Origin of the sequence: Polaribacter vadi, assembly GCF_018861005.1 — a bacterium.
GTDB classification, from domain to species: Bacteria; Bacteroidota; Bacteroidia; order Flavobacteriales; family Flavobacteriaceae; genus Polaribacter; species Polaribacter vadi_A.
On sequence record NZ_JAHKQL010000031.1, the window covers coordinates 242208 to 257514 of the forward strand.

Below are 15307 nucleotides of genomic sequence, written 5' to 3' on the forward strand. Positions count from 1 at the left end.
AATAAAAAAAAACTCAAAATCTAAGATTTTGAGTTTTTTTTATGTTTTATTGAACTTCACTTTTATAACAAGACTTATAAATGTATTCATAAACTGGTAATATGTTTTGCAAAGAAAAACGTTTGGTAAATTCTCTTGCGTTTAACTTAAAACATTCTAACACATCATCATCTTTTAATATAGAAATGGCATTTTTAGCCATATCTTCTATATCACCTAAATTGCTTAAAAAACCAGTCTCTCCATGTAAATTTACTTCTGGTAAACCTCCTGTATTAGTAGAAATAACTGCATTTTTTGCAGCCATTGCTTCTAAAGCTGCTAAACCAAAACTTTCGGTTTCAGATGGTAATAAAAAGACATCTGAATAACATAAAATTTTATCGATTTCTGTACTATTCCCTAAAAAGAATACTTTGTTTTTTATGCCTAATTTTTTAGTTAAGAGTTCCGCTTTTTTTCTTTCTGGCCCTTCACCAATCATTAATAATTTAGCAGGGATTTCTTTTTGAACCTCATAAAAAACCTTAATTACATCTTCTACCCTTTTTACTGGTCTAAAATTACTAATGTGTGTTAAAATTCTTTCATTAGATGTTGCTAAAGCTCCTCTTTGACATTCATCTTCTTCTGCTTTACTATATTTTTCTACATCAATAAAATTATAAACAACTTGAATTTTTTTATTAATATTAAAAAGTTCATTGGTAGTTTTTTTTAAGTTATTTGATACTGCTGTAACAACATCAGAATTATTTATGCTAAACTCAACTGCAGCTTTATAAATAGGATGACTACCCACCAAAGTTATATCTGTACCATGTAAAGTAGTTACAACTTTAACATAAACACCTTTTTCTTTAAGCATTTGTTTAGCCATATAAGCTGCATATGCATGGGGTATTGCATAATGTACATGCAACACTTCTAAATCATACTTTTTTACAACCTCTACCATTTTGGTTGATAATGCCAACTCATAAGGCTGGTATTCAAATAAAGGGTATTCTTCTACTACAACCCTATGAAAATGTAATTTATGTGATAAATAATCTAAACGAACTGGCTGATTATAAGTTATAAAATGAACTTCATGACCTTTATCTGCCAAAGCCATTCCTAATTCTGTTGCTACTACTCCACTTCCTCCAAAGGTTGGATAACAAACAATACCTATTTTCATTTATTATATTTTATTAAGAAAGTCGTAAATATAAGTTTAATATTACATTTCGTTTCTAAATGAAATCACAAAAAAAGCTTCTCAAATAATTTGAAAAGCTTTTTAAATATTTAAAAAAAGTTTTTTTTTAATAATCGCCTAAAGTTGTAGGATTTTGAGCCAAAGCATTTTCTAATTGCTCATCACTTGGTGCTTTACCATGCCAAGCATGGGTGTGCATCATAAAATCTACTCCATTACCCATCATTGTTTCTAATAAGATACAAACTGGTTTTCCTTTACCTGTTAATGATTTTGCCTCGGCTAAACCTGCTAAAATAGCATCAATATCATTACCTTCTTTAACTTCAATTACATCCCAACCAAAAGCTTCGAATTTTGCTTTAATGCTTCCCATAGGTAAAACATCATCTGTAGCACCATCAATTTGTTTTCCATTTAAATCGATAGTTGCAATTAAATTATCTACTTTTTTTGCAGATGCATACATAATTGCTTCCCAGTTTTGCCCTTCTTGCAACTCACCATCTCCATGTAAAGAATAAATTAATTTATCATCTCCATTTAACTTTTTTGCTTCTGCAGCACCTAAAGCAACAGACATTCCTTGTCCTAAAGAACCAGAAGCAATTCTAATACCTTCTAAACCTTCATGCGTTGTTGGGTGCCCTTGTAAACGAGAATCAATTAATCTAAACGTATTTAATTCTTCTACAGGGAAAAAGCCACTATGTGCCAATACACTATAATAAACTGGAGAAATATGACCATTAGAAAGAAAAAACAAATCTTCGTTTTTTCCATCCATTGTAAAATCTGTAGAATAATCCATTACTTCTTGATACAAACAAGTAAAAAACTCTGCACAGCCCAAAGAACCTCCTGGATGACCAGAACTTACTTTATGAACCATTCTTAATATATCTCTACGTACTTGTTGTGTAAAATCTTGTAATTGTTGTGTTGTAGGCATTGTATTCTTTTAATTTAACGACAAAAATACAAAAGTGATTGAATTAGTAGAGGATTAAATTTAATATTTATTTAAAATTTATGAAATAGATATTATAAATGTAAATCTTGTTATTTTAATGAAACAAATTTTAAGTAAAGCCTCTGTTTTTTAAATAAAATAGAATCGTTTTTTAAATTTAAAACCTATTTGATTTATAAATCAAATAGGTTTTAAACATTTGCCTACTTTAATAGCTTTTCGGCTTTTTTTAATTAAAAATTAATGCAATATTTAAATAAGAATTTGATACTCTGCACAAACTCTACATTAAATAATGATAATTATAATTATCTTATTGAGGGATATTCTTTTTCACTTAACTTTCCCATTGTTTACATAAAATGTAAACATTTTCTGATAGCACGAAAGTAGAGTTCGTCTTTAGAAAACACTAATATATACACACGATATTTATGAAAATCGAGTGATTTAAGAAATTATTCTTTAATTTTGGAGTTCATAAATACTATATGAATAAGAAATATCTTTATCTGCAATTTATTTTTATATATTTTTTGTTAAATGGTCTAAATGCGCAAACTAAAAACACGTTAATAGACTCTAGTTTTAACTTTTTATCTAATAAATATTATGAATATAAATTCGTAGATTCTATAAAAGCAAAATCATTTGCAGATATTTATTTATACAAAGCTAAAAAAGAAAAAGACACTATAAATAGTATAGATGGATACTACTATTTAGGTGAGGTTTTTAAAAATGATTCAATTTATTTAAATTATTTAGATGATTTAATCTTAAAAACAGAAAAGAAACCTACAAAAATGTTTCCTGCATATGCTTATATGAATAAAGGTTGGTATTATATTGTAGCTAGAAAAAACAATAAATCTTTAAAAAATTATCTTTTAGCTCTAAAATATTCCAATAAAAACGATAGTCTTAAATTTATTATTAAACAAAGAATTGGAGTTTTAAAAATAAAAAATAAAGAATTATCGGCAGCTAAAAAACTTTTTTTAAAATCTTACAATTATTACAACCAAAACAAACAAAAAATTGATGATGATAACTATTTTTCTTTACTAGAGAATTTATCTACACTTTACATTAAAACAAAGCAGTATGATTCTGCTCTTTACTTCAATAAAAAGGTTCAAGAATTTGGGGCAAAAATTAATAATTCTATAATTATTGGTTACTCATATCGTACACAAGGACATATAAGTTATAAACAAAAGAATTATAAATCTGCTATTAACAGTTATAAAAAAGTCGCACCTTTATTTATAGACAATGAAGATTACCCAAACTTATCTTCCATTTATAATTTTATAGCTAAATCTTATTCAAAATTAAATCAGCCAGAAAATACTTTGTTATACAATCTAAAAATAGATTCTTTATATCAAAAAACAAATATTACACTATCATCTCAAAAAAACAGTTACAATTTTTTAATAAATTATTATAAGAATAAAAACGACTTAAAAAATCAATTAAAATACATAGAAAAATTAATAAAAGTTGATAGCATTCTGCATATTAGAAGTAAAAATCTTGCTAAAACATTTACAGAAGAATACGATAACCCCAAATTAATAGCTGAAAAAGAAGCGGCTATTAAAAAACTTAAAGCAGAAGCTCATACTTCTAACATTATTAAAATTATTTTAACAAGTATTGCTTTATTTGCTCTAATTTTAATGGTTTATCAATATCAAAAAAGAAAAGGCTTAAAAAAACGTTTTTACCAATTACAAAAAGAACTATCCATTAAAAAAGAAAATACAGCAGAGAAAATTATTAAAATAAAAAAAATAGCTGTTCCTGAAGAAGTTGTTACCAAAACTTTAAAACAATTAAAGATTTTTGAAACCAAAAAAGAGTTTACAAATATTTCGATTACCTTAAATTCTTTAGCTAAAGGTTTAGGAACTAATTCTAATTATCTATCAAAAATAATTAATCATTATAAAGGTAAAAGCTTTTCTGCTTATTTAAATGAGTTGAGAATTAATCATACTCTAGACATCTTACAAAGAGATTCAACCATACAAAAATATACGATTAAAGCAATTGCAAATGAAGTTGGTTTTAAAAATGCAGAGTCTTTTTCTAATGCTTTTCATAAAAAAACAGGTTTAAAACCTTCTTATTACATTAAAGAGTTGAATAAAAAAGAAGCTGTTTAAATCTTTTTCCTAGTTGCATATAAAAGTTGGCTTAAGTTTTTTGCTTCTTCTTTTTAGCTGCAGGAAATAATACATTGTTTAAAATTAAACGATAACCAGGTGATGTAGGATGCAAATCTAATTCCGTTTTTGGATCTCCTACTCTATGCGTATAATCTTCTGGATCATGACCTCCATAAAAGGTAAACATTCCTTTTCCTTTTGTACCATGAATGTATCTTGCCTCTCTATTTGTTTTATTTTCACCTAAAACCAAAACATTCGATTTTACAGTATTTCTATCAAAAGAAGTGGTTTGCCCCATAAAACCTTTTACCAATATTGTATGATTTTGTGTTAACATTGTTGGTACAGGATCCCATTTTGCAGAGAATTCTATCAAAGAAAAATAATCTGAAGTTTTTGGTATTCTGCGTTTACGTGTCATATCTATAGAAGAAAACTCGTATTTAGTTGGACTTCTTTCTAATTCGAAATTGGTAAAAGCAAAAGTTTTATTGTAATTTATTTTAGATTGATAATTAGGTGTTGTAGCATCACCATCAAACATAGCTTCTGCAATATCTACACCTTCTGCAGCCAAGGAAATATCAAAACTATCTGTTGCAGAACACATTGCAAACATAAAACCACCACCAACTACATAATCTCTAATTTTTTTTGCAACTGCTAATTTTTCTTCGGATACTTTATTGTAACCTAATTCTTTGGCTAATTTTTCTGCATTTTGTTTGCCTTTTACATACCAAGGTGCAACTCTAAAAGAACCATAAAATTTACCATATTGCCCTGTAAAATCTTCATGATGCAAATGGAGCCACTCATAAATCAATAACTTATCTGCCAAAACATCTTTATCATAAATAACATCAAAAGGAATTTCTGCGTAGGTTAACACCATTGTTACTGCATCATCCCAAGGCATTTTATCCAAAGGTGAATACACTGCAATTTTTGGTGCTTTTTCTAAAGAAACTGCTTCTTGGTTTGATGATGGTGAAGAAATTTCTTGCAAAATTAATTGTGCTTTCGCATCAGAAATAATTTGATAAGAAACTCCTCTAATTTTACATTCATTTTCTATGGCTTTGTTATTTTCTATCAAAAATGCACCTCCATCATAATTTAATAACCATTTCGATTTTAAACCTGCTTCTAAACCAAAATAAACAATTCCATAAGCTTTTAAATGATTTTTCTGATTATCATGATTCATAGGCACATAAATAAAAGATGCCCAAATAGAGTTTGTGATGATTAAGAAAAATAGTATAGTAAAAAGCTTCTTCATATTCCAAATGTAATGATATCCTTATAAAATTTATATTTTATGGATAGATATTTTTATCTTACAAACATAATAAAGTCTTTATCTTAGATTTTGTTAATGACTACTTAATTTTTAATCTTTTACTGTTATAAATGGATAAAATAAACTGGGGTATTATTGGTTGTGGAGATGTTGCAGAACTAAAAAGCGGACCTGCTTTTCAAAAAGTTAACAACTCTAATTTAGTAGCTGTTATGCGTAGAAATGCAGAAAAATCAAAAGATTTTGCAGAAAGACATCAAGTTGAATTTTGGTATAATTCTGTAGATGACTTATTAGCAAACACTAAAATTAATGCAGTTTATATTGCTACACCACCATCCACTCATTTAGAAATTATAAAAAAATGTTTAGACGCAAAAATGTTGGTGTATTTAGAAAAACCCATCACTATAAATTATAATGAAGCTTTAATTTTAAATAAAATTTTAAAACCTAATGATAAAGTGGTTGTTGCTCATTACAGAAGAGAATTGCCTAATTTTAAAAAAGTTAAAGAATTGATAGATACAAATAGTATTGGAAAAATTTTATTTGCTGATATCCAAATTCTACAATCTAAAAGCAACAAAGTTATAAATACTAGTAGTGATTGGAGGTTAAAACCCGAAATTTCTGGTGGTGGTTATTTTTATGATATTGCTCCTCATCAATTAGATTTGATGTATCATTATTTTGGTGATTTTAAAAATGCAAAAGGTTTTGCAACATCATCAGAAAAAAATGGTGTAAATGAAATTGTTAACGGAATTATCGAATTTAAAAACGGAATTCATTTTAGAGGAATCTGGAATTTTAACGCATCAGAGAAAAACACAAAAGACGAATGTAAAATTTACGGAGAAAAAGGTGTTATTACGTTTTCTTTTTATGGCGAAAATGTTTACTTAAAAACAGATGATTCTGAAAGTGAATTCTATTTTTCGAATCCTGTAAACATTCAAGAACCAATGATTCATAAAACTGTAAACTATTTTTTAGGTGAAGGAGAAAATCCATGTACTGTAAAAGAAGCTACTAAAGTGATAGAAATTATGGATATTTTTGCAGGTAAAAGATGAGCCAAGTAATTTCTAAAATACCTTTAATCAAAAAGTAGTTTTTATTAAAATTTCTTAAATAAATTTATTGTTTTTTTTCCAATTAATAAATTTTTTATTAATGTAGATAAACAACTAGAAAGGCACATCATCTCCATCATCACCAAAAGCATCTTTTGGCTCAATTCTTTGGTTTATAGTGTTATCATCATCAAAAGGATTGTTCATAGACGATTGAAATTCTGAACTAAAACCTTCTTCTAAATCAGAGAATTTTGCTAAATGCCCAGTAAATTTTAAACGTATATTATCTAAACCACCATTTCTGTGTTTTGCTACAATAAATTCTCCTTGACCTTCACAAGGTGTGTGTTCATCATCATCCCATTCTGTCATTCCATAATATTCTGGTCTAAAAATGAAACTTACAATATCTGCATCTTGCTCAATGGCTCCAGATTCACGTAAATCTGATAAAAGTGGTCTTTTAGATCCTCCACGAGTTTCTACTGCCCTAGATAACTGCGATAATGCAATTACAGGCACAGATAATTCTTTTGCTAAGGCTTTTAAGTTTCTAGAAATCATCGAAATTTCTTGCTCACGATTTCCTCCTGCTTTTCCTCCTGCTGTCATTAATTGTAAATAATCAATCACTAAAATTCTAACATTGTGTTGCGATACTAAACGTCTTGCTTTTGCACGTAAATCAAAAACAGAAAGAGATGGAGTATCATCTATAAAAATAGGCGCATCAGATAAACGTTTTACTTTAACATTTAATTGTTCCCATTCATGTGGTTCTAAATTACCTTTTCTTAATTTTTCTGATGTTAAACCTGTCTCTGAAGAAATCATACGAGTTATCAACTGAACAGAAGACATTTCCAACGAGAAAACAGCAACTCCATGATTAAAATCTATAGCCATATTTTTTGCCATAGAGATTACAAATGCAGTTTTTCCCATACCTGGTCTTGCTGCAATAATTACTAAATCTGAAGGTTGCCAACCAGAAGTTAAAGCATCTAATTTAGTAAAACCAGTTGCTAAACCAGACATACCTTCTTGATTACCAATTTCTTGAATTTTCTGTAATGCTTGTTTTACAAGTGAACCTGCATCTTCTGAACTTTTCTTTAAATTACCTTGAGTAACTTCAAAAAGTTTAGCTTCAGCTTCATCCAATAATTCAAAAACATCTGAACCTTCGTCATAAGCATTTTCAATAATTTCGCTAGAAATTGTAATTAATCTTCGCTGAATAAATTTTTGTAAAATAATTCTAGCATGGAACTCAATATGCGCAGAAGAGGCAACTTTTTGGGTTAATTTAATCAGATAAAAATCGCCACCTACAAATTCAAGTTTACCATTTTTTCTTAATAAATTAGAAACTGTTAAAATATCAATTGGTTCAGAATTTTGAAACAATTCATATATTGCAGCATATATTTCTTGATGTTTAGATTCATAAAAAGCTTCTGCACTTAGCACATCAATTACATCATCAATCCCTTTTTTATCAATCATCATTGCACCTAAAACAGCTTCTTCTAATTCTACTGCCTGTGGTGGAATTTTACCTTTTTCAAGGCTAATGATTTTGGACTTGTCAATCTTTTTCCCTGCTATCGTGTTCGTTTTTTCCATTATCACAAATGTACTTTTTTAGGTTGATGTTAACCATAAATATTAAACTTTAATTTGTTGACAATTATTGTAAACAAAATTGTTATTATCTTGTTAATAACCAGTCAACTTCTATTTTGATTCCCTATTTTTACACAAATGAAATGGAATAAAAGACACATTTTCTTAGCAATATTATTGCCTATTCAAATGCTTTTAATGCAAATTATAAGCAATAATCCTGCTATTATTGAAAGATATTATTCCAATGGAATTTATCCATACATTTCATCATTTTTCAGAATACTTTTAGGCTGGATTCCTTTTTCTGTGGGCGATTTATTAATAGCTTTTGCACTCTTTATTTTCGTCCGTTTTATTTTTATATTGATAAAATCTAAATTCAGAAATTTTATTCCAAAAATTGTTCACTTTCTAGCAGTTTTATCTGTAATTTATTTTTGTTTTTATCTTTTCTGGGGATTAAATTATTACAGAGAACCTTTGGCAAAAAACTTAAATTATCAGCAGCAAAAATATACTACAGATCAACTTACAAAAGTTACCAAACATATTATTGAAAAGCTTAATTATTATCAATTAAAAATTACAAAAAGCGATACTTTAAAAGTAGTTAACCCCTATCAACAAAAAGAAATGTATAAAATAGCAATTTCTGGTTATGATAATTTAGCAAAAGATTTTCCGCAATTAAAATATCAATTTTCATCGGTAAAGAGTTCTTCAATGAGTTTATTACAAACTTATAATGGTACTTCTGGTTATCTAAATCCGTTAACAGGAGAAGCTCAGATAAATGATAAAATACCTAAAACCAGTTATCCAACTACAACATGTCATGAAATGGCGCATCAAATTGGTTTTGCTGCAGAAAATGAAGCTAATTTTGTAGGTTTTTTAGCTGCCAATTATAATGATGATATTTATTTTAAATATGCAAGCTATAGAATGGCTTTTGGGTATTGTATTTCAGAAATTCGAAAACGAGACAGTAATTTATCAAAAGAGCTTTGGTTAACAGTAAATAAAGGTATTGCCAAAGATTTTAACAATAGTTATTTATTTTGGCAAGCCTATAAAAATCCTTTTGAGCCTCTTGTAAAAAAAGGCTACAATGCTTATTTAAAAGCAAATAAACAAACCAAAGGTGTAGCATCTTATAATTATGTGGTAGATTTATTAATCTCTTATTTTGAAGTTTCTAATAAATTCTAAGTTTAATATTGATACTAAGTAATTCAAAATTCTATTCCATTTATATATTATTAACTACTATTTTCAATCAGTTTTTATAGTATTTATTTCTTTGTTTAAAATACTGAATTTCAAAAACCTAGACTCCTTCGTATTTGTCAATTTTCTTAAAAATTTGTTAAAAATAACATCCTTTAACATTTTACAAAATGCTTATCAATAAATTTATAGTTAATTCAAATTATTAAAAACACATGAAAAAACTATTATCCTTACTCTTTTTCTTGTCGCTTTCGGTCATACATGCGCAAGATTATTTTCCTACGGATGCTGGAGTAAAAACAACTGAAAACACAACCTATGCATTTACCAATGCAACCATTTATGTAACTCCAACAGAAGTTATAAAAAAAGGTACTTTATTAATTAAAGATGGTAAAGTAGTTGATGTAGGTAAATCTGTAAAAATTCCTAATGGCACACAAACCACAGATTTAAAAGGTAAAACAATTTACCCTTCGTTTATTGATGTATATTCTGATTTTGGAATAACAAAACCTACTAGAGAAAGAGGTAGATTTGGTGGCTCTCAATATGCTTCTGAAAGAGAAGGCTATTATTGGAACGACCATATTAGACCAGAAACAAACCCAATTAATGGATTTAAATTCGATGCTAAAAAAGCAAAAGGTTTTATTGATGCTGGTTTTGGAGTTGTAAACACACACTTACAAGATGGTATTGTTCGTGGAAATGGTTTACTTGTAGCTTTAAACCCTAATTCTACAAATGCTTACAGAATTTTAGATACAAAATCTGCACAGTATTTATCTTTTCAAAAAAGTGCAAAATCTAAACAAATGTACCCAAGTTCTAGAATGGGTGCAATGGCTTTATTACGCCAAGTTTATAATGATGCAGATTGGTATGCAAAAGGTAATATGAAAAATAAAGATTTGGCTTTAGAAGCTTTTAATAGTAATAAAAAACTTGTACAAATCTTTGAAACTGATAACCATTTAGATGCTATAAGAGCAGATAAAGTTGGTGATGAATTCTCTGTACAATATACTATTGTTGGTTCTGGAGATGAGTACGAACGTGTTGCAGACATCAAAGCTACTAATGCAAATTTTATTATTCCCATAGATTTTAGTGTTGCTTATGATGTTTCTAATCCGCTTTTGGCAGAACAAATTTCTTTACAAGATATGCGTAAATGGAATCAAGAGCCATCAAATTTAAGTGTACTTGCTAAAAACGGAGTGAATTTTGCTTTAACAACGCATAAATTAAAATCAGTAAAATCTTTCCATAAAAATTTACAAAAAGCCATTAAATATGGTTTTGATAAAGAAAAAGCCTTAGCTGCATTAACAACAATTCCTGCAAGTATTATTGGTAATTCTTCTATTGGAAACTTAAAAACAGGTAGTTATGCAAACTTTATTATTACTTCTGGTGATGTTTTTGATGCAAAAACTACAATGTATGAAAACTGGGTACAAGGTGCTAAAAATGTAATTAATGATATGAATATCAAAGATATTACAGGTACTTATATGCTTTCTGTAAACGATAAGAATTACGATTTAACAATTTCTGGTAAAGGTGCTAAACAAACTGGAACCGTTAAAATGGGTGACGAAAAAGTAAAAGCTAAATTTTCTTTTAAAGATGATTGGGTAGCTATCACCTTAACCGAAAAAAATAGTTATACTAGAATGATGGGTAAAATTGTAAATCCATCTAACGTAATGCAAGGTATTGCTTACGATACTAAAGGAAATGAAACTACTTGGTCTGCAAGTAAAAAAGTGGTAAAAGTAGATAAGAAAAAAAGTGGCAAGAAAAAGAAAGCTGATGAAGCTGTTGCAGTAATGCCTGTAAGTTATCCTAATATTGGTTTTGGAAATTTCGCCCAACCAAAATCAGAAATACTTTTAATTAAAAACACTACTGTTTGGACTAGTGAAGCTGATGGAATTCTAGAAAACACAGATGTTCTTTTAGTTGATGGTAAAATATCTAAAATTGGTAAAAACTTAAAATCAAGCAAAGCAACTGTTATTGATGGTACAGGTAAACACTTAACAGCTGGTATTGTAGATGAACATTCTCATATTGCAGCATCTGCTATTAATGAAGGTGCACAAAACTCATCAGCAGAAGTTACTATAGAAGATGTTGTAGATCCTACAGACATTAACATTTACAGAAATATTTCTGGAGGTACAACATCTGCTCAAATTTTACACGGTTCTGCAAATCCTATTGGTGGTCGCTCTGCAATCATCAAACTAAAATGGGGAGAAAATGCTGAGTCTATGATTTATGATGATTCGCCTAAGTTTATAAAATTTGCTTTGGGTGAAAACGTAAAACAATCTAGAAGTAGAAATGGTACTCGTTTTCCACAAACAAGAATGGGTGTTGAGCAAATGTTTATCGATTATTTTACAAGAGCAAAAGAATATGATGCTTTAAAGAAAAGTGGTAAACCTTATAGAAAAGATGACGAAATGGAAACTTTAGCCGAAATTTTAAACGGAGAACGTTTTATTTCTTGTCATTCTTATGTACAATCAGAAATTAATATGTTAATGAAAGTTGCAGATAAATTCGATTTTACTATAAACACTTTCACACATATTTTAGAAGGATATAAAGTTGCAGATAAAATGGCAGAACATGGAGTTGGTGGTTCAACTTTTTCTGATTGGTGGGCTTACAAATACGAAGTTAATGATGCAATACCTTACAATGCTGCAATTATGCACAATGCTGGTGTTACAGTTGCTATAAATTCTGATGATAGAGAAATGTCTAGACGTTTAAATCAAGAAGCTGCCAAAACTATTAAATATGGTGGAATGTCTGAATTAGAAGCTTGGAAAACAGTAACTATTAATCCTGCAAAATTATTACATATAGATAATAAAGTAGGTAGTATTAAAGTAGGTAAAGATGCTGATGTAGTTTTATGGAACAATCATCCAATGTCTATTTATGCTAAAGTAGAAAAAACAATTATCGACGGAAAAGTATTTTTTGATAGAGCTATAGATGCTAAAAAACGTGAAGCGATTAAAGAAGAAAAAAGTACTTTAATAAAGATGATGTTAAAAGAAAAAACAAGTGGTGGACAAACTAAGGCCCCAATGAAAAGAGGTGATAGAGATTTTCACTGTGATACTTTAGAAGAACATAAAAGCTAGAAATGATGAAAAAAATAATATATAGTTTACTGTTATTCTTAGCATTAGGAAACATAAACGCACAACAAACACCTGCAGATAAACAAAGTACAGCTATTTCTATAGAAGGTGCAACTGCACATTTAGGTAATGGTAAAGTAATAGAAAACTCATTAATTATCTTTAATGATGGTAAAATTACTTTTGTAGGTTCTGCAATGATGAAAATTGCAAGACAAGGAACAGTAATAAAAGCAGAAGGTAAACACGTTTACCCTGGGTTTATTGCTGCAAACTCAACTTTAGGTTTAGTAGAAATTGATGCTGTAAAAGCAAGTGATGATCAAAGAGAAATTGGTATTTCTAATCCACATATTAGAAGTTTAATCGCTTACAATGCCGAAAGTAAAGTTGTTGAGTCTATGAGACCAAATGGAGTTTTAATGGCACAAATTACACCAAGAGGTGGTACAATTTCTGGTACTTCTTCTATTGTACAATTAGATGCTTGGAATTGGGAAGATGCTGCTCTTAAAGTAGATGATGCAATTCATATGAATTGGCCAGGTAGTTTTACAAGTGGTAGATGGTGGTTAGGAGAAGACCCAGCATTAAAACCTAATCCTAAATATGCAGCTAGTACTACTGAAATTAAAGATTATTTTACAGATGCTAAAACTTATTTAGCTAGTAAAAAAGAGAAAATGCATTTACCATACCAAGCAATGGAAGGTCTTTTTAATGGTTCTCAAAAATTGTTTATCCACGTTAGTGGAGCAAGAGAAATTACAGATGCTGTAACAATTGCAAAAGCATCAGGAATTGATAATATTGTTATTGTTCGTGGTGAAGGTTCTGAAAGTGTTACAGATTTGTTAGTTAATAATAATATTCCTGTGGTATTGAATAGACCTCACAGAAACCCGAATTCAGAAGATGATGCTTACGATTATACGTATACTATTGCAAAAACTTTAACAGATAAAGGTGTTGTGGTTAGTATTGGTATGGAAGGGCAAATGGAACGTATGAATACTAGAAACCTTCCTTTTTATGCAGGTACTTTTTCTGCACATGGTTTAGATAAAGAAGTTGCTTTGCAATTAATTACATCTAACTCAGCTAAAGTTTTAGGTATAGATGATACTACTGGAACTTTAGAAGTTGGTAAAGACGCAACATTATTTATTTCTGAAGGTGATGCTTTAGATATGAGAACTAACCAATTAACAAAAGCTTATATACAAGGTAGAGATATTAGCTTAGAATCTCATCAAACAAAACTTTGGAAACGCTATTCTAATAAATACAAAACTGAATAATAGTTTTATTAAATTTGATAAAAAGCTCTGATGAAAATCAGGGCTTTTTTAATATGTATTACATTTAATAATCAAACATTTATCTTATTTCACACATTTTATTAAGAAAAGAAAAACTATTCTATTAAATTCTTATAAATTAAGAATAAAAAAGACTCGAAAAATTCGAGCCTCTTTTATCAAAACAAATTAAAATTTTCTTTTTCTTTATAACAACCTTCCTTTAAAATTATGCAAACATTAACTTGGTTCCTATGCATCAAATATTATATTTATTTTGCTTTAGAACAATACCTACATATAGGTATTTTACAATAATAAAAGAATCATAATTTATTTTAATATCGTGTTAAAAGGTATATTTGCAACAATGAAAGAAATTACTAGCATTCATAATTCTTATATTAAAAACCTTATAAAACTTCAAGAGAAATCTAGAGAACGTAAAAAACAAGGTTTATTTATTATTGAAGGCAAACGTGAAATTAGCTTGGCAATTGAGTCTAATTATAATTTTGAAACTATCCTTTTTGATGAAGATCTCATATCAGAAAAAGAAATTTTAACACTATTTAATTCAAATATTAATCGAATAAGAATATCAAAAGAAGTTTATCAAAAATTAGCCTATAGAGAATCTACAGAAGGTATTATTGCTGTTACTAAATCTAAAAGTTTTTCTTTGGATAATATTGAATTTAAAAATGAAAAACCTTTAATTCTAGTTGCAGAAAGTATAGAAAAACCAGGCAATATTGGTGCTTTGTTAAGAACTGCTGATGCAGCTAATATTGATGCTGTTTTTATTGCAGATCCAAAAAGCGATTTATACAACTCAAATATAATTAGATCTAGTGTTGGCTGTTTGTTTACAAATCAAATTGCAACAGCAACATCCGAAGAAATTATAAGTTATTTAAAGAATAATAAAATTGATATTTATGCTGCTACCTTGCAGAATTCTAATGAATATCATAAAGAAAATTACACAAAAGGATCAGCAATTGTTGTGGGTACAGAAGCAACAGGTTTATCAGAAATATGGAGAGAAAAAGCGACTCAAAATATAAACATACCAATGCAAGGTAAAATCGATTCTATGAATGTTTCTGTTGCAGCTGCAATTGTTATATTTGAAGCTAAAAGACAAAGAAAATTTAAATAAAACCTAACAATTCAGCTTTTATATTACTTTAATTTTAAAAAAATAATATATT

The 15307-nt window shown here is 28.5% G+C and carries 10 protein-coding genes; 6 read left to right on the top strand and 4 right to left on the bottom strand.

Annotation, left to right across the window (positions count from 1 at the left end; all coding sequences use genetic code 11):
• Positions 1 to 46: 46 nt before the first annotated feature.
• Positions 47 to 1183, bottom strand: coding sequence for an N-acetyl-alpha-D-glucosaminyl L-malate synthase BshA (gene bshA / locus KO506_RS14010; RefSeq protein ID WP_215995543.1), 1137 nt, complete (start codon positions 1181 to 1183; stop codon positions 47 to 49).
• A gap of 127 nt (positions 1184 to 1310) precedes the next feature.
• Positions 1311 to 2156, bottom strand: a complete 846-nt coding sequence (locus KO506_RS14015) for a transketolase (protein ID WP_215995544.1) — start codon at positions 2154 to 2156, stop codon at positions 1311 to 1313.
• A gap of 512 nt (positions 2157 to 2668) precedes the next feature.
• On the opposite strand from KO506_RS14015, the gene KO506_RS14020 reads away from it, so the two are divergent.
• On the top strand, positions 2669 to 4354 hold the full coding sequence (locus KO506_RS14020; protein ID WP_215995545.1) for a helix-turn-helix domain-containing protein: 1686 nt from the start codon (positions 2669 to 2671) through the stop codon (positions 4352 to 4354).
• 31 nt (positions 4355 to 4385) lie between these two features.
• Here the strand turns inward: KO506_RS14020 and KO506_RS14025 are convergent, their stop codons facing one another.
• Complete coding sequence (locus KO506_RS14025; protein WP_215995546.1) at positions 4386 to 5645, bottom strand: asparagine synthetase B; 1260 nt, start codon at positions 5643 to 5645, stop codon at positions 4386 to 4388.
• Between the two features lie 131 nt (positions 5646 to 5776).
• Here KO506_RS14025 and KO506_RS14030 point away from each other — a divergent pair, with 131 nt between their 5' ends.
• Positions 5777 to 6745, top strand: coding sequence for a Gfo/Idh/MocA family protein (locus tag KO506_RS14030; RefSeq protein ID WP_215995547.1), 969 nt, complete (start codon positions 5777 to 5779; stop codon positions 6743 to 6745).
• A 114-nt stretch (positions 6746 to 6859) separates the two neighbouring features.
• On the opposite strand, the gene dnaB is transcribed toward KO506_RS14030, so the two are convergent.
• Positions 6860 to 8377: a replicative DNA helicase gene (dnaB, locus tag KO506_RS14035; RefSeq protein WP_215995548.1), complete on the bottom strand. Its 1518-nt coding sequence runs from the start codon at positions 8375 to 8377 to the stop codon at positions 6860 to 6862.
• A gap of 138 nt (positions 8378 to 8515) precedes the next feature.
• Between dnaB and KO506_RS14040 the strand changes: the two genes are divergently transcribed.
• The 4 genes from KO506_RS14040 (at position 8516) to KO506_RS14055 (ending at position 15255) form a co-directional block, all read left to right on the top strand.
• On the top strand, positions 8516 to 9592 hold the full coding sequence (locus KO506_RS14040; protein WP_215995549.1) for a DUF3810 domain-containing protein: 1077 nt from the start codon (positions 8516 to 8518) through the stop codon (positions 9590 to 9592).
• 233 nt (positions 9593 to 9825) lie between these two features.
• On the top strand, positions 9826 to 12789 hold the full coding sequence (locus KO506_RS14045) for an amidohydrolase family protein (RefSeq protein ID WP_215995550.1): 2964 nt from the start codon (positions 9826 to 9828) through the stop codon (positions 12787 to 12789).
• Between the two features lie 5 nt (positions 12790 to 12794).
• Entirely contained in the window at positions 12795 to 14090 is a 1296-nt protein-coding gene (locus KO506_RS14050; RefSeq protein ID WP_215995692.1) for an amidohydrolase family protein, read from the top strand.
• Positions 14091 to 14460: 370 nt separating this feature from the next.
• Positions 14461 to 15255, top strand: coding sequence for a TrmH family RNA methyltransferase (locus KO506_RS14055; RefSeq protein WP_215995551.1), 795 nt, complete (start codon positions 14461 to 14463; stop codon positions 15253 to 15255).
• Positions 15256 to 15307 lie beyond the last annotated feature (52 nt).